Source organism: Lysinibacillus sp. NPDC093190 (assembly GCF_050280425.1).
GTDB lineage: Bacteria > Bacillota > Bacilli > Bacillales_A > Planococcaceae > Lysinibacillus.
The window spans coordinates 1-19,205 of sequence record NZ_JBNNVG010000046.1 but is presented as its reverse complement, the minus strand read 5'-3'; the positions used below and the strand labels follow the sequence as shown (position 1 = coordinate 19,205).

At 36.9% G+C, this 19,205-nt stretch carries 10 protein-coding genes; 5 read left to right on the top strand and 5 right to left on the bottom strand.

Going from position 1 to position 19,205, the window contains the following annotated elements; all coding sequences use genetic code 11:
* Nucleotides 1–325: 325 nt before the first annotated feature.
* The gene (locus tag ACQKOF_RS23455) at nucleotides 326–1,003 is read left to right on the top strand and encodes a hypothetical protein (RefSeq protein ID WP_427562406.1); all 678 of its coding nucleotides are present in this window, start codon (nucleotides 326–328) and stop codon (nucleotides 1,001–1,003) included.
* Entirely contained in the window at nucleotides 1,003–2,259 is a 1,257-nt protein-coding gene (locus ACQKOF_RS23450; protein ID WP_427562404.1) for an HlyD family secretion protein, read from the top strand. Before ACQKOF_RS23455 ends, ACQKOF_RS23450 begins: the two co-directional genes overlap by 1 nt.
* Before the next feature lie 138 nt (nucleotides 2,260–2,397).
* Here ACQKOF_RS23450 and ACQKOF_RS23445 read toward each other — a convergent pair whose 3' ends face one another.
* Both ACQKOF_RS23445 and ACQKOF_RS23440 read right to left on the bottom strand, forming a co-directional pair.
* The gene (locus tag ACQKOF_RS23445) at nucleotides 2,398–3,897 is read right to left on the bottom strand and encodes an S-layer homology domain-containing protein (protein ID WP_427562401.1); all 1,500 of its coding nucleotides are present in this window, start codon (nucleotides 3,895–3,897) and stop codon (nucleotides 2,398–2,400) included.
* A 308-nt stretch (nucleotides 3,898–4,205) separates the two neighbouring features.
* Nucleotides 4,206–7,262, bottom strand: coding sequence for an S-layer homology domain-containing protein (locus ACQKOF_RS23440; protein ID WP_427562398.1), 3,057 nt, complete (start codon nucleotides 7,260–7,262; stop codon nucleotides 4,206–4,208).
* 676 nt (nucleotides 7,263–7,938) lie between these two features.
* On the opposite strand from ACQKOF_RS23440, the gene ACQKOF_RS23435 reads away from it, so the two are divergent.
* Both ACQKOF_RS23435 and ACQKOF_RS23430 read left to right on the top strand, forming a co-directional pair.
* On the top strand, nucleotides 7,939–9,363 hold the full coding sequence (locus ACQKOF_RS23435) for an MBOAT family O-acyltransferase (RefSeq protein WP_427562395.1): 1,425 nt from the start codon (nucleotides 7,939–7,941) through the stop codon (nucleotides 9,361–9,363).
* Nucleotides 9,364–9,373: 10 nt separating this feature from the next.
* Nucleotides 9,374–10,555, top strand: a complete 1,182-nt coding sequence (locus tag ACQKOF_RS23430; protein ID WP_427562393.1) for a DHHW family protein — start codon at nucleotides 9,374–9,376, stop codon at nucleotides 10,553–10,555.
* A gap of 162 nt (nucleotides 10,556–10,717) precedes the next feature.
* Here the strand turns inward: ACQKOF_RS23430 and ACQKOF_RS23425 are convergent, their stop codons facing one another.
* Nucleotides 10,718–11,722, bottom strand: coding sequence for an acyltransferase family protein (locus tag ACQKOF_RS23425; RefSeq protein ID WP_427562390.1), 1,005 nt, complete (start codon nucleotides 11,720–11,722; stop codon nucleotides 10,718–10,720).
* 168 nt (nucleotides 11,723–11,890) lie between these two features.
* Between ACQKOF_RS23425 and ACQKOF_RS23420 the strand changes: the two genes are divergently transcribed.
* Nucleotides 11,891–12,157, top strand: coding sequence for a hypothetical protein (locus ACQKOF_RS23420; RefSeq protein WP_427562387.1), 267 nt, complete (start codon nucleotides 11,891–11,893; stop codon nucleotides 12,155–12,157).
* A 142-nt stretch (nucleotides 12,158–12,299) separates the two neighbouring features.
* On the opposite strand, the gene ACQKOF_RS23415 is transcribed toward ACQKOF_RS23420, so the two are convergent.
* Both ACQKOF_RS23415 and ACQKOF_RS23410 read right to left on the bottom strand, forming a co-directional pair.
* A complete protein-coding gene (locus ACQKOF_RS23415; RefSeq protein ID WP_427562386.1) occupies nucleotides 12,300–16,775 on the bottom strand; it encodes an endonuclease in 4,476 nt (1,491 codons plus the stop codon).
* A gap of 87 nt (nucleotides 16,776–16,862) precedes the next feature.
* A complete protein-coding gene (locus ACQKOF_RS23410; protein WP_427562426.1) occupies nucleotides 16,863–18,674 on the bottom strand; it encodes a bifunctional metallophosphatase/5'-nucleotidase in 1,812 nt (603 codons plus the stop codon).
* Nucleotides 18,675–19,205: the final 531 nt, after the last annotated feature.

Below are 19,205 nucleotides of genomic sequence, written 5' to 3'. Positions count from 1 at the left end.
TACCACCTAAAAGACAGGTGCAGATGACGGCCACTGCAATTGATAGTTTTCTGTGTGAAAAACGAAGCGTAGAAGGACCAGCGCTCGTCTGTGAAAAGGGCTACTCTATACGTACTTGCGCCTTATATTTTCCAGGAAATATTTTGTCGACACATTACCGAGATTGTGTCAATACAAGCTTTGTATAATTGTCTAAAACAACGATTAAATTTCCTCTTTTTCGAGGGAAATTAATGAAAAACTCAGCATTTCTACTATGTTATTTACCAGTAATTAGGTGTATACTACAACTTTACTATTTAATTTACGAGAAAGGGAGCTATATATGTTTTATCACTATAAATTTTGGCACAGCTTAATGCATCCCACTAACTTTACCCAAGCTGTTGAGCAAGGAGAAATAAGAGGCTATAAAAAGCGATCCTTCACAGTTTTCATGCTCTTTATGCTACTATTTGTCATTCGTGAGTTTTGGGGCATGGGTACTGAAAGCTTAACAACATTATTTGCATCGAATCATCCAAATGAATACTATACAGCCCGTTTATTATCAATGGTTGGGGTTATTGCCTGGGGAGTTATCTATTATTGCTTCCATTATTATGGCGTTACATACTTGTTACATCTATTAACAGACATTCCATACAAATGGATTCAGAAGGTACAACTTTATGTAATGGTATTTTTACTTATTGAAAAGACAATTTTATTTGCCGTGTTTTATGCAGTTGGTTACACTACAAACTTCTCCTTCTTCTCACTTGCACCTATAGCTCAGCAAGTAATTGATACGGATTTTGTGCTATTTGCTATCAATCAATTAACCGTAGCAACTGTATTAACAATTATTGTGCAATACACGTTCCTTTCAAAATGGGAGGAATGGTCAGATCATAAGGCATTATTAGCAAAAATTATTGGACTATATGTGGTAATGGCTATTTTTATCGGAATGGTTAGTGCGTTACCACTACAAGAATGGATTACAAGGGGGTTAGGATGATGCGCTTTATTAAATCCAGACCTTGGACAAGTTTAAGTATTATTGTGATAGCGATATTAATTGGTGTAAATGCTTATTTTGTATTTAAGGATGATAGTAAGGTAGCAAGATCCTACTTTATCGGTGAATTTCAAAGAGCTACTCCTGGTGATCGTGTAGAGACCGTGGAAAAGGATGCGATTGTTGCACCAACACAAACCTATACAATTTCAGCAGATGCGAAAAGTCTTTCTGCAATAGATGTAACACGTGGACAGGAAGTACATGCCAATGATTTACTAGCTACCTACAAAACAGAAGAAGTTGACGGTGAATTAACAAAGCTTGAGGCTGAACGCACTGCTTACGAAACTGAATTAAGTGATTTAGAATCTGCTTTAGAAGAGATAGAATCTGAATACGGTGGAGGCAATGACCCAAAAAGCTCTATTAATACCGACCAGATTAGTGAGAAGTTAAATATCTCTGTTAAATTTGAATTAGGTCAGCAAACTTCTCCATCAACTGCAGTGGCGATATTAAACCGTCACATTGCGGAGACCAATCGTCAAGTAGCATTAATGGATGCACAAATAGGCCAAATTAAAGCACGCCAAGGTGTTATTTGCCCAGTAGATGGTGTAATCTCAAAAATCACTGAAGAAGCTGGCGCTGTAACATTTGAAATTTATTCATCTGAAAAGTCTATGCTTGCCTACTTATCCGAAGATGAATGGCAAAAGGTTGAAGATGGCCAAACCGTTAGTTTTAAACTGCCACATAACGACAATGATCTATCAGGTACCGTAGTTCAAAAACAAATGATACCAGCAAATAATGAATCACTTTGGACAAATGAACTAGCTAAGTCTGCAAAACTACCAAAGCCTACAAGCTATGAGGTCATATTGCATCAGGATGACATGCTTGAAAAGATTCCATTTTCAACTGTTGGTAAGGCTTCTATTACCGTAAATGAGGCATCCAACGCGCTTAAAGTGAATTCCGCATGGGTGAAGTCTGGAAAGAATAATAAACATAGCGTTTATACTTTAGATGAAAATGGTAAAATACGCCTTGAGGATATTGAGGTTGCCTTTAAAACGGCAGATTCTACTATCTTTACAGGCTATATGGATGCTGGAACACCTATTATTGTAAATGAACAACGCAATATTTTAGCACGCTCCTTCCGTTCAATACCTCTTAAAAAAATCGAGTGGCGAAATTTTAAAGAGATCGGTTGGAAAGACTACGTGAAATATATTGTCTTTTAGTATATAAAAGCCTCCCCGAATGAAAATTGGGGAGGCTTTTGTGTTGTTAGCGTTTTTTTGATGTTTATCAGCGATTTATCTGGTTTTATCAGCGATTCTTCGAAGTTTACCGGCGATGTTCTCAGTTCTACCGGTTTCTTAATTAAAAGATGAATTCTCCATTTGTTCTTGTGTCGCTAGCTCATAGTTCATTGCTGTTATGCCACTTACCTCATAGACCATGCCATGTACATATAGTTTCTCACCATTTTCTCCATTCAGACGGACAGAAAACATAGAATTACCTTTTCCGACTCTTTTTACAGTTATACCATCTGCTGAAAGCTCGACATCAACTATTTTGTGATCATGCATTGCACCTGTATATTGTTCAATTTTAAAATCTTTCACATTAAAGCCAATTTCACTTTTTGGAATGAACACACTGTTTTTTTCAACCGCTGACGTTGTATACAATTCATAGCCATCAGATTCTGCATGGATGCCTACACGTACCGACTGTCCCTTATTATCAGACAGTGTCGCAATATAGTCACCCGCTTGCGATAACGACAGCACATAGTTACCGCCCTTAGGAATCGCTTCTTCCTCCCAGCCATCAAATTTAAATGGCTTATAGCTGAAAACTTTATCACTAACAGCATGACCAGCAGCTGTAGTTAGCTGAATATTTTTCGGATCAAAGCCTAAATCTTGCTCTAAAAATAGTGCTGAGCCTGGTGTAACTTCATCTGTTGGTTGACAGTTAATTTGTAATTTCCCATCTACTTTCGTTACAGTTATTTTATATTTTTGCATTTCGACTATTTCATAATTTCCCTCATTATCGATATTGTAGCCAATAAGCATGAAATAGCCCGATCCCTCTCTTAGCGCCTCAATCTTCACATCATTATTTGTTCGAAGAATGCGGAAGAATTCATGCTCTCCATCTGCCGCTAGATTGTCTGTAGAATAAGCATCAATATTATTCGTATTAAGGTCTCGAGCAGTAAAAGTTTGGATAACTCGTTTAGCCTGCATAGCTTCAATACGATGAATAAATAACGCAAGCTGCGAACGATTGACAGTCTCTTTTAAACCAAAAGCAGTTGGTGTAATTCCCTTCGTTATATTATTTTCATACAAAGGAGCAACTGCGTAATAAGCATCCGAATATTTTTCAATATCCTTAAACGGTAATGTCTGACCAACTTCATTAGTTTCTAAATGATATGCCGTTGTTAGCATTCGTGCTAGTTGTTCACGTGTAATCGATTGATTGACACCGAAGCTTCCATCTGCAAACCCTGAGATAATCCCTTCACTTTCCAAGGCAGCGATTGCCCCATAATATTCATCGCTCTGCTTTACATCAGTAAATTGTGGATCCATTACATTTTTAGTATTCAGCCCTAAAAGGCCAGCTAAAATCTTCGATGCCTGTCCACGCGTCACATCAGCGAATGGCTTAAACGTATCATCTGCATAACCTTTAATAATTCCGCGTTCAGCTAAATCCTTTACAGCAGCACCGTATTCCTTCGTGTAATCAACATCAGAAAATTTATCTGTTGCCTGCGCAGTTGGTACTACTACAATAGCACTCGTCGCTAGAGCAGCAACTAATGCTCCCTGAAATAAAGTATACTTATTCATCACCAACTCAACCCCTTAACATATTTTGTCTATCATACTATTATAATACGTTTAAGGAAATCTAAATATTTCATAATCTACTATTGTTATGTATTCTAGAATGTGTTGTTGAGCCTTTCTCCATGTTTTACTACAAATAGAAATAGCCCTAACATCTGTATTAAATGTTAGGGCTATAACTTCATTACATATACAAAAAATTACGGAGATTTCTCTCCATCAAAAAGCCTTGTGACCATGATGAAACAAAAAGTTTCATCTAATCACAAGGCTTGTTACTAGTAAACTAGTTTATAGTGTAACGCTATTTATTGGGCAATAATAGTTACTTTTAATTCTTTAGTTGCGTTACCTACTTTAACTTTTAAAGTTACTTTAGCTTCTGTAACACCTGTATTTAATGTAGCTGTTGCAGCAGCAGTACCGTTACCAGTAATTTTAACATCTGTTACTTTTTCAGGAACGATTGTAACTGTGTCTGCAGCAATTGTTTGGATTTCTTTGTTACCGTATTGGTCAACAGTTGCAACGTTTACTACTGCAGGTGAATCACCTGTAGATTTTAAGTCTGCTACAGTTGAACCAGAAACTAATGTAGCTTCTGTAATAGCTTTAGCTAGCTTGTAATCAGCTGTTGTTTCTGATGCTGTAAAGAAGAAATCTTGCGTTGTTTCAGCGTCAGCTGAAACAACGAATTTTTGTTCTAAAATTTGACCAGTTGCATTAATTGTTACTTTTAATGTGAATTCTGTGTCAATTTTGTTAGCTGCTGCTGTTGTATCAGTGTTTAAAGCTGTGTCAGCAATATTTACTTTACCTGCAGTTACAGCTTGTGGTGTAGCTAATTTACCGCCAGTTACTGTCGCTGTATATTCGTTAGCTTCAAGTGCAACTTTACCACCGTTTAGTAAACCGTTAATTGTAACATTTTTATCTGTTGCTACTTTAGTTTTACCAATTTCAGCAATTTCATAACCGTTGTATTCAGTACCATCAGTTACTTGTACTTTTACTTCTACAGTAGAATCAATTGTGCCATTTGGAGTTACAAGTGCCACATTTAATGTTGCAGTACCGTTTTTAAGAGCAGTTACTTGATTTGCATTTACTGATACTACATCTGAAGTTCCAACTAATGTTACTGTTACAGGGGCTACAGAGTTTTTCATTTCACGACCATATTGGTCTTCGATGATTAAGTGGTCTTTCGCTGTAATTGTAACAGGAGCTTGAGATGTTGAAATTACTAATGGATTTTTAAGTCCACGAACTACTGTTGGTACTGCTTTTGCTTTTACATCTATAGTAATAGTAGCAACTTTGTAAGTTGAAGTTTGGAATACTAATGCTTGTGTTCCAGCAGTGTTAAATGTTGTTTTGTAGTATACTTGGCCATCTTTTACTTCAAGAGCTGATTCAGCAACTGGAGTACCACCAACTTTAATACCTTTGTTAGCATCAGCTAACACTTTTTTGTTAGTGATTACATTGCCTTCTTTATCAGTAACTGTTAATGGGATTAATGTAGATTCTTCAGCAACAGCGATTTCTGGTTGAGAAACAGAGATAGCGTTAGTTGTAGCAGTTTCTGCAACTTTAACAGTATATTTAGCTGATTGACCGTTAGTTGTTGAAATTAATAATACATCAGTATCACCAGCTTTTAAGATAGATGATAATGCAACTACTAATTTATCTTTATCGCCAATTTTAACTTTTGAAACAGTGTCAGCGATTGTTAAGTTTGTAGTGTTTGTGTTTGTAATTACTAAACCTGTTGCTTTAGCAGCGTCTGTAATTTCTTTACCATATTGATCTTTAAGATTTAATACGATGTATGCATCAGAAGCTTTAGAAGAATCATTTAAAGCTACTTCTTCACCTTTAGCGTTATAAACACCAGCTACTTCAATAGAAGAAACTGTAGATTCAGCAGATAATTTTACAGTTTTTGAAACTGATGTACCTGTAGCAGAATCAAATAATACTACTGGTACTAAATCGCCGATTTTTTTGCCTTCAACAACAGCACCTGATAATTTAACTACACCTTTAGCTGAATCAGCAACTACAGTTGTGTTAGCATTATCATTTGTTTTTAAAGAAGTTGATTTTGTAATATCTGTACCATATTGGTCTTTAACTACATAACCAACAGTTGCAGTAGTACCAGTCTCGAAAGTACCGTCAGTTTTAACGGCTTTGTCAACTACAGCTACTTCGTCTAAGATTTCAATTGAAGTTACTTTTTGAGCTTCAATTTTAACATCGCTAGTTAATACTTTTTCAGTTAAACCAGATACGTTTACAGTGTAGTCAGCTGCTTGGAAGTTTGTAGCACCTACTAATTGAACTGATTTTTTGTCTTCAGACCAAGTAAGAGTTACGTTTTGTTTGAAAGTACCGCGTAATAATTCAACTGCAGCTTTAGAAGTATCTTCTACAGCTTTATTGAATTTAACTTCGATTGTTTTAGCGTTAATAGCTTTTACTGATTCTAATTTAACTTCAGTTACTTCATATGTAACTACAGCTGAATAAGATTTACCTTCAATTTCGAACTCTACTTTAGTTTCTTTGTTTTCTGGAAGAGCAGTTTCTAATTTTACAGTATGTTTTGTATCATCAGAAAGTGTTACGTCTAATGTTGTTGCATCTACAACTTTAACTTCTTTAACAGTTAAAGGTGCTTCTTCACCAATGTTAGTAATTGCACGGTTTAAGAATGATGCAAATTGACCGCGTGTTAATGAGTTTTTAGGATTGAACTGTTGTACATTTTTAACGTTTGTAATACCAGCATATTCTAATGCGATGATTGCTTCACGATTTTCTGTAGCTGTAGCTTTGTCTAAATCAGTGATAACAGATTCGAAGTCAGCCTCTTTGTAATCAGCTACTAAATCTACGTTATAAACAGTTTTGATAGCACGTACTAAAACAACAGCCATTTGCTCACGGCTCATGTTATTAGTGTGCATTAATTGGTTGTTTGAGCCTTTGAATACGCCAGCATCTTTAACAAGTGCTGCATATTGTAATAACTCTTTGTCAGGTGTTGTTGTTGGTAAATCAGAGAAACGAGCTTCTGTTGCATAGTCTGCAGGAATTTCGTAATTTTCTGACACTAACCATTTTCCTAAGAATTTAGTTACATTACCACGAGTAACTACAGCATTCGGTTTGAATGTACCATCTGGGTAACCAGTTACGATTTTAGCGTCTGCTAATGCTAAAATAGCGTCCTTGTGGTCAGTGTTTTCAATATCAGAAAAGCTTGCTGCGCTTGCTGCTGGTACGATTGCTGATGCTACTAGGGCTGCTGAAGCTGCGCCTACAACCCATTTACTATATTTTTGTTTCATATGAAATTACCTCCTAGATAAATTAGCCAATATTCATGACTATGATTTCATTATAAGATTACGAGATAATAAATTTCAAAATGAAATACCTGGAATGAAAAATGTGGTAAAGCCTTAATTTTAAAGGCTTTTAAACCATATTTTATGAAAATGTAATTATTGCTGCCATCCTGAAAATTAACAGACAAACCTTACTGCCACAAGGAAAATATACCATTTTACCTATGTCATTTTCACCATCCAAAATTCAACAAGATTCGACTTTTGAGCAATAATTGATTAAAAACCATTAGTGAACAATTCGTGAATTTACGTTACAATAAGGTAGGTAATTTATTCTTGTATTTCCTTGATTATATTAGAATTTTCCAGAATTTTTATAGATTATTAGTTATTTGGAAGATTTAATAAGAAATTTTTCGTTCAGAAATTGGCTTGTGGATTGGCACTTTTTAATCACCAATTTTCGTGGGGTTATCGGCGATTTTTCGCTTTTTACGAGCGATTTTCTCGAGGTTATCAGCGATTCTTGGCTTTTTATCAGCGATCTTCTCGAGGTTATCAGCGATTCTTGGCTTTTTATCAGCGATCTTCTCGAAGTTATCAGCGATTCTTGGCTTTTTATCAGCGACACTATAATGGATAAAACAATTATTAGAGATGAGGATTTGAAGGAATGGTTTTTAGTAGCCTTATATTTTTATATGTCTTTTTACCATTAGTGCTCATTGTGTACTTCATCTCTCCGAAGATGTTACGCAACACAATTCTACTTTTGGCCAGTCTGTTCTTTTATGCATGGGGTGAACCGAAGTATGTACTATTAATGATGATTTCCATTTTGCTCAACTATATTTTGGGGATTGTCATTGAAAATACAGTTTCGCAGTCCAAACGAAAAGCGCTACTTTGGCTTGTTATTGCGAGTAACTTGGCCATCCTAGGCTATTACAAATATGCCGGCTTTTTTGTGGATATTATCAACAACTATTTGGATAAGCCAATTGAATGGGAGGCTGTACCGCTTCCGATCGGTATTTCATTCTACACGTTCCAGGCACTTAGCTATGTAATCGATGTTTACCGAAAGGACGTAAAGGCACAGCGCAATTTTTTAGATTTATCACTTTTCATTACATTGTTTCCACAGCTTGTGGCCGGACCGATCGTTCGTTATCAAACGGTAGCTGAACAAATTAAAAAGCGTCTTTCTACAGCTGAGGATTGGATGATCGGGACACGTCGTTTTGTACAGGGCTTAGCTAAAAAAGTACTAATTGCGAATCCGATGGGCGAAGTCGCCGACCAGGTTTTCAGTTTATCAGGCGGTGATTTAACAACAGGTACTGCTTGGATAGGAATCCTAGCTTACGCGTTACAAATCTATTTTGATTTCTCTGGCTACAGTGATATGGCCATTGGTCTAGCACGAATTTTTGGCTTCCATTTTGAAGAGAACTTTAACTATCCGTACATTGCACAGTCCGTAACAGACTTCTGGCGTCGCTGGCATATTTCGCTTAGCAGTTGGTTTAGAGATTATGTTTACTTTCCACTTGGAGGTAGCCGTGTTAGCCATGAATGGAAACTCTATCGAAACTTATTAATTGTTTGGACGTTAACGGGCTTTTGGCACGGGGCGAGCTGGACGTTTATGGCATGGGGTTTTTATTACGGAATATTAATTTGCCTTGAAAAATGGGTGCTTTTAAAATGGTTGGAACGCATACCTCGTTTCTTACGCCATATTTATATTCTTATTATCGTTATGATTGGTTGGGTATTCTTTAGAGCGAATGACTTTACATATGCCTTTGGATTTATCAAGACGCTGTTTGGGCTATCCGATGCGGCACTATATAATTATGAAACGATTTTGCTTGCAAAGGACTATGCCGTGTATTTTGTAGTCGCGATCATATTCGCAATGCCAATTTATAGACTTTATCAAACGTGGAGCGAGCAAAAAGCGACGACTTCCCTATCATTTGATTGGAGTCTACGCCTTGTACAAACAATTTACTATGGAGCATTGTTGCTCTTTATCACAATGTTTTTAGTGAACGCAACACATAATCCATTCATTTACTTTAGATTCTAGGTGGGACAACATGCGAAAAATACAAATGTATCTATTACCAATAACTTTTTTTTGCATCATTTTCGGAGGCTTCGTCGTGCATGTATTAACGGTAGATCGTCCACAATCTGAAATGGAGAACCGTCCGTTAGAATCTGCAAACCTTTCACCAAGCCTACAGGAGATCTTTTCAGGGGCATGGTCGAAGCAAGTAGAAACATATATTTCCGATCAATTTCCTGCACGTGATACTTGGATGCGCAACTATGTTTACTTCCAGCGTGCTATGAGCAAAACCTACTTAAGCGATAAGTACGCAGTTGATGATAAAAGCGGCTGGATTATTTCCAAGCCCGCTGAAGCAAAATCTGATAAAGAGCTCGCTTCCTTCGCCTCTGATTTACAAAAGCTAAGCGAAGGGTTAGCTGAAAAAAATATTCCGTTTACGTTTTACTCACTACCAGCAAAGGCGACTTACTCACGTGAGCCAAGCCCAAGCTATATGCCTGATGACGCTGGAATTGCCAATAATGTGCGCCTACATGAGCTTGTTACTGCTGCAGACGTAGACAATGTTCGTCTCTATGATGAAATGAAGAACGACTTTTCTGTTGAACGTAACTTCTTCAAAACAGATCATCACTGGACAATACGCGGTGCATACTCAGGCTATCAGGCGCTAATGAAAACAATGAGCGAACGACTCGGTGAATCGATTGAGCCAATTCCATACGAGGAAGCCAATACTTATTGCTTAACGAATAAGTTTGCTGGCTCATGGAATAAAATTTTGTACATGACCGTCGATAACCACGATCAAATTTGCTACAACGAGCCTGCTTCATTCGCAACGCAATTTACAATTTACGACGGTACAATCGAGGGTGGAGTCACGGCTCCGTACGACGCAGTATACGGCCGTGCAAAAAAAATGAGTCCTGATGCAGTCGTCAACTATGCTGATGCCTATAGCCGAGACTTTGCAGAGCTCACAATCGTCAACAATCATTATGACAGCGATAAACATATCGTCGTTATTAAAGATTCATACTTTAACAGCATTCAATTTCATGTAGCAAGTCACTTTAAAGAACTGACGATTTTAGACTTACGTTACTTGGATAAAGATGTTATCTCTTATCTACAAAGTATGCATCCAGACTATGTCGTACTTGCTTACAATGATCGTAATTTAAAATTAATGCCAGAGTAGCGATGGTGCATATTTCACCTTCTAGCGGCGGAATCGTTGATGTTAGCTGCGGAGTTTTCTTTGCTAGCGGTGATACTTCAATCTTTAACGGCGCAATTCACTATATTAAGGGCGCACCAAAAAAAGCAGTGATTTCTTTCATTAAAGAAATCACTGCTTTTCCTATGTGGCACGCTTTTTTATTTTCCCAACTACCCACTGACTAAATGGAAGCATAGAAATCAACTTCGTCACCGTAATACAAACGACTATCGTCCACAGCATGAGCAATGGCACTCGGACTAGCGTACTATTAAAATGGTCCACAAACCATCCTGTTGATAGACGCAGAACCTCCCAATGAATGAGATAGATCATAAACGTATATCGACTCAGCACCTGAACCGTTTTCGTATAAGGTAGCGACTGTCCCCAGGCAGTTACCAACAAGGTAATACTTATGACAAGTGGTACTAAATCAAGTCGTCTCGAATGCGTCTCTGTATAACCGAGTAGCATACGGATGTATAAAAAGGCACCAGATAGCACGAACAACACAATCGTCGCGTAACGATATTTTTTCGCAAGCGCAGCAATCTGCGTATAATACACACCTAACGCATAAGCTATCGCAAAATAACCAAGCCAGCCCGTAAAGAGTATACGAAACATGATTGCATTCTCTTCAAAAAATGGATATGGCAATGCAATCACTGAATGATGAATAAGCGTAATCATCACACATAACGGTAAAAACCAAGCCATAGACCACTTAAAACGTTTCATCAACGCAAAGACTATATATAGCTGCATAATAACTACAACAAACCAGCCTACAAACTCACTATAAATGACATTGCGGACAAACTTTTCCCATAATAAGCCCTTGCGGAAAATTACCTCCACAAGTATCGAATCAAGCATTGCCCATATTAAATAAGGTAGAAAAATATATTGAATTCTATTCGACCAAAAGTTACTCGGTATTTTATCCTGATAACGATTCGCCAAAATTAAAATAGACAACAAAATAAACGTCGGCGTCGCATAACATAGCGCAATCCGTAAAAACAGATAAAACGTCTGCTCCGGTATTGCCCCAACCTCCATAATAATCCACGAAGAAGTGTGCAATAGTAAAATAGACAAACACGCCACCACACGTAGTAAATCCCACTCTTTAATCACTAAACATTCTCCTAGTATCTTTATATCTCTTTTAAGTCTGTCATAATTTGTCGATGAATGCAATGGTGATACTTGTAAGATAGGTTTTCTATGCTATAATGATAAGAATTATTTAAAGAGAGATAGATTAACAAAATAGATACATTTAATAGAAGAGAGGTGAAATTGATGGAGGAAGTTTTAAGCGAACTAAAGCAAATCAATCAACGTCTTGATTCAATCGAGAATCGTCTTGAGTCAGTGGAAAATCGTCTTGAAGTAGTAGAGTTTGAGCAGCAGCAAATCAAACAAGCTGTTTTTGAAACGAACGAAAAAGTAAACCGACTAGTAGCTATTCAAGAAAGCCAGCACCGCATCATTGAACTACTATCAGCCCGCTCGATCCAGCATGAGGCTGAATTGAAACGAATGAGTGATCTACAAGTTGTTGTCTGAAAAGTTCCTTCATAAGAATTCGCATGAACAAACGCCACTTCAAATTAAACTTTGAAGTGGCGTCGTTTTGACTACTCTTCTATATTAATAAGAGGGAAAGTAATATCACAAGTTTAGGTCACCATGTTAATAGAACATTCCATCACCAAATCTGCTCTACCCATTCAGGATGGTCTATAAACGGATTTCGATTGCCTTGGATTTCGTAAATTCTTTCATTTCTTTGTTTTTCATATTCATCTACAGGATCTTGCTTGTGCCATTGTAAAAGAACAGAAAGTTTACCGTGATAAGGAGCTGTTCCATTATTGACTTTGTCATTTAATTCAAGATCAACTTTGTCTCCAGGCTCATAACGAGTTGCCATATATAATAGTATACGTGCTACATCACCTTTTACGCGATTAGGTGGTTCGAATGAATCTGAATCTTTAAAGCAACCATTACAACCAGCCACTGGACTGCCACCATTGTCAAAGTCTAAATTTCCTCTTGAGCTATTAACTTGTACATCGGTTGCGCGTAAGTGATTAATATCTGTTCCTGGTCCTATGCTTGTCCCAAAGTTACCGTGTGATTTTACCCATGTATGCTCTCGGTTCCAGTTTCCCACATTGCCACCACTGTTTGTTTTTGCACTAGATTTCTCAGAGTAAAATAAAATTACATTATTCGGATTATTAGGATCTTCATCTGTATACTTTAATGCATCCCAAACATCATCATAAGAAAGTACCTTTTGTTCAGAAATGATGTCATGAAGAACCTTTTTTAGTGCTTGACCTTCCTTGTTATATGCACCTGCATAATAATCATTAGCAATCACTTTAACGCTGAAACTTGTAGTGACACTTTTCTTTCCATCAGATGCTGTAACGCCAACAATATGACTACCCTCATCTAAATTGAGTGTTAATAACTTTCCATTTATAGTGCCTTTTGTAGCCGTAAATGAAAGTTCATCACCATCAGGATCGGAAAAATGATCTGTTAAATCAATGTTAATTTCCTCCCCAACAGCTACAGTTTTGTTGGAAAGCGGATTTTTAATTATTGGTTGATTGTTTTCAGAAGGCAAAGAAGGATCCACAATGGGATCCCCTTTCGAATTTGTAAATTTAATTTGCGCAGGAGCTGCACCCTTTTTATATTGTATCGATTGAATATCTAAATTTTCAGCGCCTCTTATTTCACTGACATTTGTACCCTCAATTGTGAGTGTTTTCACGCTAGTACCTTTAAGATCGATAATCATCCCTGCTTTAGCTGGACTAAGGATAACATCAGTCGTCTTAAAGCCTTCTCCATGTAGCTCTGCATAGCTACCTTTGAGGAACACACCTTTTGGAATAACCGATTGAGCATCTAGATGTACTGCCACACTAGGTTTATTTATTGTCAATTTGTTTGTTTTGAAGTTCTTGAAGTTATATACTTTTTCAGCCTGAATCGGTTCAACATTTGAATCTTTATTCACATCGACTTGAACCATTACAGGATCATGGTCACTTGCACGACCAGCCATGTCCGTAAAATCAGCATTAATATGAAGAATATCGACATCTGTTTTATCTGCCAGATTGTTTGACACTAAAATATGATCTAATACTTGTGAATTCCCTTGATATACATATGTGTAACGATCAGAAGCATCCACTTTATTAATCATATTCGTCATCAATTGACCTTCATGGATTTTAAGAGCGTTAGCAAATTGATAATCATTAAAATCACCTAAAGAAACAATATTTGCATCTGGATTTTTTGATTTAATGTCCCCAACAAAATTATAAACAATGTTGGCGATTTTTTTACGCTGTACTTCACTTCCATACTGTGGAGGCTGAATCGCACCAAATAAAGGCGTATCTCCAGTTTTTGAATTCCAATGATTTGCGATAACAATTACATCTTCACCTTGGAATTCAAATTGTGCTGCTAAAGGTTTGCGACTACTCTTAAACGCTTCATTTGTTGGATCAATACGACCAGGGTTCAGTGTTAATTTTCCATCTTTATAACCAACAGCTGTTGTCGCATCTCCTGCTGGCATACCTTCCTTCAGCTTAACTCGCTCTGGGTTATAAAGAAAGCCAACCCGAATATTCGCATCTGGTGCTCCGCCGTCTTGATTGTTAATAGGATCGATATTAACATACTGATACTCGACACCACCTACACCTTTAATAGCGTCAATTAATCTTTTATAACTTTGATCCGCCTTTGAATCACCTGGAGACGGCCCATTATTATCTTGCACCTCTGTTACACCAACAATATCAGGGCTTCCCATATCAATCCCAATTGCCCTTCCTAATTTTTTCGCTTTATCATCAGTAGTAGAAGTTTTGTTATTAGAGAAGTTCTCCAAATTATACGAGGCAATTGTTAATTTATCTTCTGCCTTTTCTATTTTTGTTGTTTCTGGTAATGTATCTCCTTTTTCATAAGCTGCCTTCATCTCATCTAAAGAAGCATAGATTTTAAAATTTTGATAGGAATAGCCTACGATTCCCGTAATGGGCCCTTTAAATTTATCACCTGTAGCAACCTCAAAATCACGTGCAGCTCCATTCGGTTCTAATCGGAATTGAATTCTGTTTGGATTTGCATTTTCTTTCTCATACAATACCCCACCGTGAAGTGTGTTTGTTGGTTCATCCTCAAGTAATGTTACTAAATCTCCATGCTCCTGTGGTGCTACAGCTTTCACGTTTCCAACTTCTACTCTCATGCCTTCGATACTTTCCCAAAAGTCAATAGCATCGATTGTTGGATTAAAAATTTCAAGCTGATCACTATCGATTTTACTAAAAGACATTTTTAACTTATCAATTTCAATTGCTTTTGGTAATGCTACACTACTTTTAATGACTTCTACTTTTCCATTTTGATCGTCACGCACATTAATTTGTGTTGTTTTTAAATCCGTTTGCTGCCTATCATCATAGCCATCGTAAGCATATTCGTTTACTTTTCCTTTTACGGATACTAAATCCCCTACCTTAATTGGCCATGGTTTCTTTCCACTGTACAGAAAAATTCCTTCAGAAGTATTCGGATCATTATCAGCCAATTCATCTGGTGTTTGAATCGTATAATACCAATTATTATTTAACGAAAATGAATAAGTGACGATTCCTTCAATTCCTTCAACTGTCTGACCGTCAAATGGAGAAGTATGCCCTGCACCTTGAATATCATGAATTTGTAATTGATCTGTAATGCTATAATCAAATGTAGTTATGTCACTAAATGTGCCATCTTTAGCTTTAACTATTGTTTTTAAAGTAGTATTTTTGCTTATCTCAATTGGTGTCTCATATTTAAAACTTTTATCATTTGGCTCCGTGCCATCTAATGTGTAATAAATTTCTGCATCGGCTGTCGATGTTGTCAAAGTAACTGTTGTTTTCCCAACAAACGTCCCACTTCCAGGAGATGCGATAGCAGGCTTTAATGCCGAACTGTCCACTATAATATCTGCTTTTGATCGCGGAATCACTTGATAGTCGTTATCGAACTGTTGAACAATACCAGTGATAGATTCATAGTTTGTACCGACAGTTAAGCCAAGCGAACTTGTTTCATCTCGTACTAGGAAGTTCGTTCCGTCATTAGCAGTATAGTTTGCCCACCCTGCCCCTTGTTGAACATCTGTAAGAGTAACATTTTTCACTGTTACTAGCTGTGATTCGCTATCTTCATTTACTTGGGCACCTGTTACTACTCTTGGAGAAGGTACACCGGCATTTTCAACTTTTTCAATGATTGTAGCACCATCTAATTGTAGTAACCCACGATAGTCAGCTAACTTACCTTTTAAAGTAACTTCATCACCGATAGACATCGCTAGATTAGGAGGTCTTACGGCAATACCACCTGTATCATCTTGAACGGAGAACGTATTTTTCAAGCCTGCTGCAACTCTACCTTTGATAGTTACCGTTTCACCTAGACCTTTATTCCGAGCATCTCCAATTGAGAGGACTGTCGGTGTTTCAGGATCAACAGGTTCACCTGAATTTGTATCCATAACGTGTTGCCCTAAATTAGAAAGATCATCTTTATTTAACTTGTCCCATTCCAATGTTGAATCAAACGCGTCGTCTATAATTGTATCTCCAGAAGTAACGGATTTTTTCCTTACTAAGGTTACATCAACACCAAAATTTTCCCTGACACCAGCCTGTCCAATGGAGTCAACAACCTCTCCTGATTTCCTTAATACTACAGGATCATCACCATTGAAGTTAATAACAGTTGAGTTTTCTAGATTCCCTTTTGCTTTAATGCTTGGGCTTGCATCTTTATGATATAAAACATACGTAGCTCCGTTTTCTAAAATACCTGTCAGACTCACTTGTTTATCAGCGATAACAGCTCCGTTCGTATGAAGCTCTAAAGTATAATTACTTAAATCAACCGCGGCGCCTGTACCATTATATATTTCAATTGCTTTATTGAAAGAACTTCCTTCAATATACTCTGAAATGATTAAATCCTTTGCTAATGTTTCAGCTTTTGCAGTGAGAGGTGCTACTGGTACGGCAACACTTGCGACTAAGGTTGTTGCTAAAAAAGTATTTATCGGTTTCTTCCAATTCTTCTTTGACATCCAGTCAATTCTCCTTTCAAATTTAGGAAAGTTAGTTTTTAAAATGTAAAGCCTTCCCTCTACTTAAGAGAAGACTTTACAAAAAAATTATAGAATTGTTTCTCCATTAACTGTGATTCCATTAAATTTAACTTTTTCAACATCTATTTCTGAAAGGTCTAGATTCCCTACTACTTGTACGTTTGAAAAAGATAATTCACCCTTTACAGTACCTGTTATAATTAAATTCCCTTTCACTACCGCATTTTCTAATAAAGAAATATTGTTAATATCTACTGTTACATTTCCTTCATACACTTTTGGTTTGTCTGCTGTACCAGAGAATTCTGATTCAGGGATATTTTTATCAGATCCTTGACCATTAGCAACGTCTACAATTCTTCCTTCAATTTTTGGATTAACTTTGCCTAAGGACTTAAGTTGTTCAGCAAGGTTTTCCCAGTCGGATAAGCCTAAGTCTGTCACTCGCCCTTCCTCATATGCCTTTTTAAAGACATCAAAGCCATCTCCACCTTTTGCAGTAAATGCATTCGTTGCAATTGTATAAGTCTCGTTATCTTGAATTTCTTTGTAATTTCCTTGTGCATCCTTATATGAAATTTTTACGATACGTTGACCTGCTGCTTTAGAAGAATCAAACTCTACCTTTGCACCTGAAACATGTAGGAAACCACCATTTTCAGCTGGGTATTGACCAACACTGATTTCAAATGCTTCTTTCAATTCTTTTCCTGTTAAAGACATTGTCGCTAATGTATTACTGAAAGGAAGTACAGTTATTACTTCACCAACTGTAATAGGTCCTTGATCAATTCCGGCGCGGATACCTCCACCGTTTTGAAGGGTCATAATGACATTTGCATTATACTTTTTCGCTTTCGCGAGCATTCCATCTGTAATAACATTGCCTAAAGGCGTTTCGTTTCTACGTACACTTGGCTTTGTATTATCTCCACCAGTACGTGGATTCTCTAACGCTACTAAAGCTTCTGCACCAATTTCTTTCTTTGAAACTTCTTCTATTTTTTGCTTATAAGGTTTTAATTTTTCAACTGCTTGTGCATCCTCAGCATAATCAGCTACTTTTAATAAAGCACCATTATGCTCAACGACAACGCCTTTTTGGTTAAAGGTAACATCTAAAGTACCTAAATACTCATTGTACTGATATGCTTGTACAATTACCGTTGGATCCTTTGTTTGTCCGGTCGAATTTTTATTGACAACGGTTGGTTTGTCTAGCTGAGTATGACTATGTCCACCAACGATAATATCAATACCTTCTACAGATTTTGCTAAGATAAGATCATTATCATATGCAGGATTGTCATCATACCCAATATGCGTTAAGGCAATTATTTTATTGACACCTTTATCTTCAAAAGCTTTTACCGCTTTTTTTGCTTCCTCGATGTAGTTTTCAAATGCAACACTGCCTGGAGAGGAAATTTCTTTTGTTTCAGCAGTTGTTAATCCGAAAATCCCTACTTTTTCACCATTTACTTCTTTAATAATCCCGTTATAGATCTTACCTTTTTGTGGCTCACTTGAGATAAGGTCCGTAAATAGACCTTTAAACTTCGCATCCTTCGAAAAATCAACGTTGGATGAAACAAACGGGAATTGTGCACCCTTAATGAAATCAACTAAGGCTTGATGTCCTTCTGGTGTCGAACCTAAATCAAATTCGTGATTACCGAAAGTCATCACGTCATAACGCATTAAATTCATAAATGCTAGATCAGCCTGTCCCTTAAATTCGTTAAAATATAAAGTTCCAGAGAAAACATCTCCAGCATCCAAAAGCAATGCATTAGGTTTTTTGGCTCTAACCTCCTTAACCGCTGTCACCTTTCTAGCAATATTATTTAAATTTGCATGTGTGTCGTTTGAATGCATTAACGACAAAGTAAACTTATCTTTGCTATTCCCACCTTATACCGTCTCTCTATCTAGGCTTTCGGTTTGGGCCTACACCGTACAGGCGACTTTCATCGCATACGGCGTGCCATCAATAGTCGAACTATTCAAAACATATTTCCCCACTACATATATATGTAAACATATTATTGTTAATACACTATTTTTATAGTATTTATATTATGTTAATGAATTGTAATAATGGAAATATACATTTCTAAAGAGAATTTAATAATTTCAAACAGATTTTTTACATATAAACAAAATTGCCGTTTATCCAAAGATTTACACATTTTATCTTATTTGCTTAAGTATAAAAGAAAAGAGAACATACATTTATATCAAAAGAAATAGTCTCTTAACCAGTTACGATCAAAAGACTATTTTCTATCTTACTACTACGTTATACTTCCTTATAATCGAGTAGGAGGGAGTGATTAACTCCCGACCTCTCAGTCGAGTAGCCAATAGGACTTTCACCCAAAGGCTCTCACAGAACCGTACGTGAAC

What these genes read in the sequence shown, in the direction of transcription:
- ACQKOF_RS23440 (WP_427562398.1), bottom strand. Translation starts at nt 7,262, where the DNA reads ATGAAACAAAAATATAGTAAATGGGTTGTAGGCGCAGCTTCAGCAGCC.
- ACQKOF_RS23445 (WP_427562401.1), bottom strand. Translation starts at nt 3,897, where the DNA reads ATGAATAAGTATACTTTATTTCAGGGAGCATTAGTTGCTGCTCTAGCG.
- ACQKOF_RS23420 (WP_427562387.1), top strand. Translation starts at nt 11,891, where the DNA reads ATGGAGGAAGTTTTAAGCGAACTAAAGCAAATCAATCAACGTCTTGAT.
- ACQKOF_RS23455 (WP_427562406.1), top strand. Translation starts at nt 326, where the DNA reads ATGTTTTATCACTATAAATTTTGGCACAGCTTAATGCATCCCACTAAC.
- ACQKOF_RS23430 (WP_427562393.1), top strand. Translation starts at nt 9,374, where the DNA reads ATGCGAAAAATACAAATGTATCTATTACCAATAACTTTTTTTTGCATC.
- ACQKOF_RS23415 (WP_427562386.1), bottom strand. Translation starts at nt 16,775, where the DNA reads ATGTCAAAGAAGAATTGGAAGAAACCGATAAATACTTTTTTAGCAACA.
- ACQKOF_RS23410 (WP_427562426.1), bottom strand. Translation starts at nt 18,674, where the DNA reads ATGCATTCAAACGACACACATGCAAATTTAAATAATATTGCTAGAAAG.
- ACQKOF_RS23435 (WP_427562395.1), top strand. Translation starts at nt 7,939, where the DNA reads ATGGTTTTTAGTAGCCTTATATTTTTATATGTCTTTTTACCATTAGTG.
- ACQKOF_RS23450 (WP_427562404.1), top strand. Translation starts at nt 1,003, where the DNA reads ATGCGCTTTATTAAATCCAGACCTTGGACAAGTTTAAGTATTATTGTG.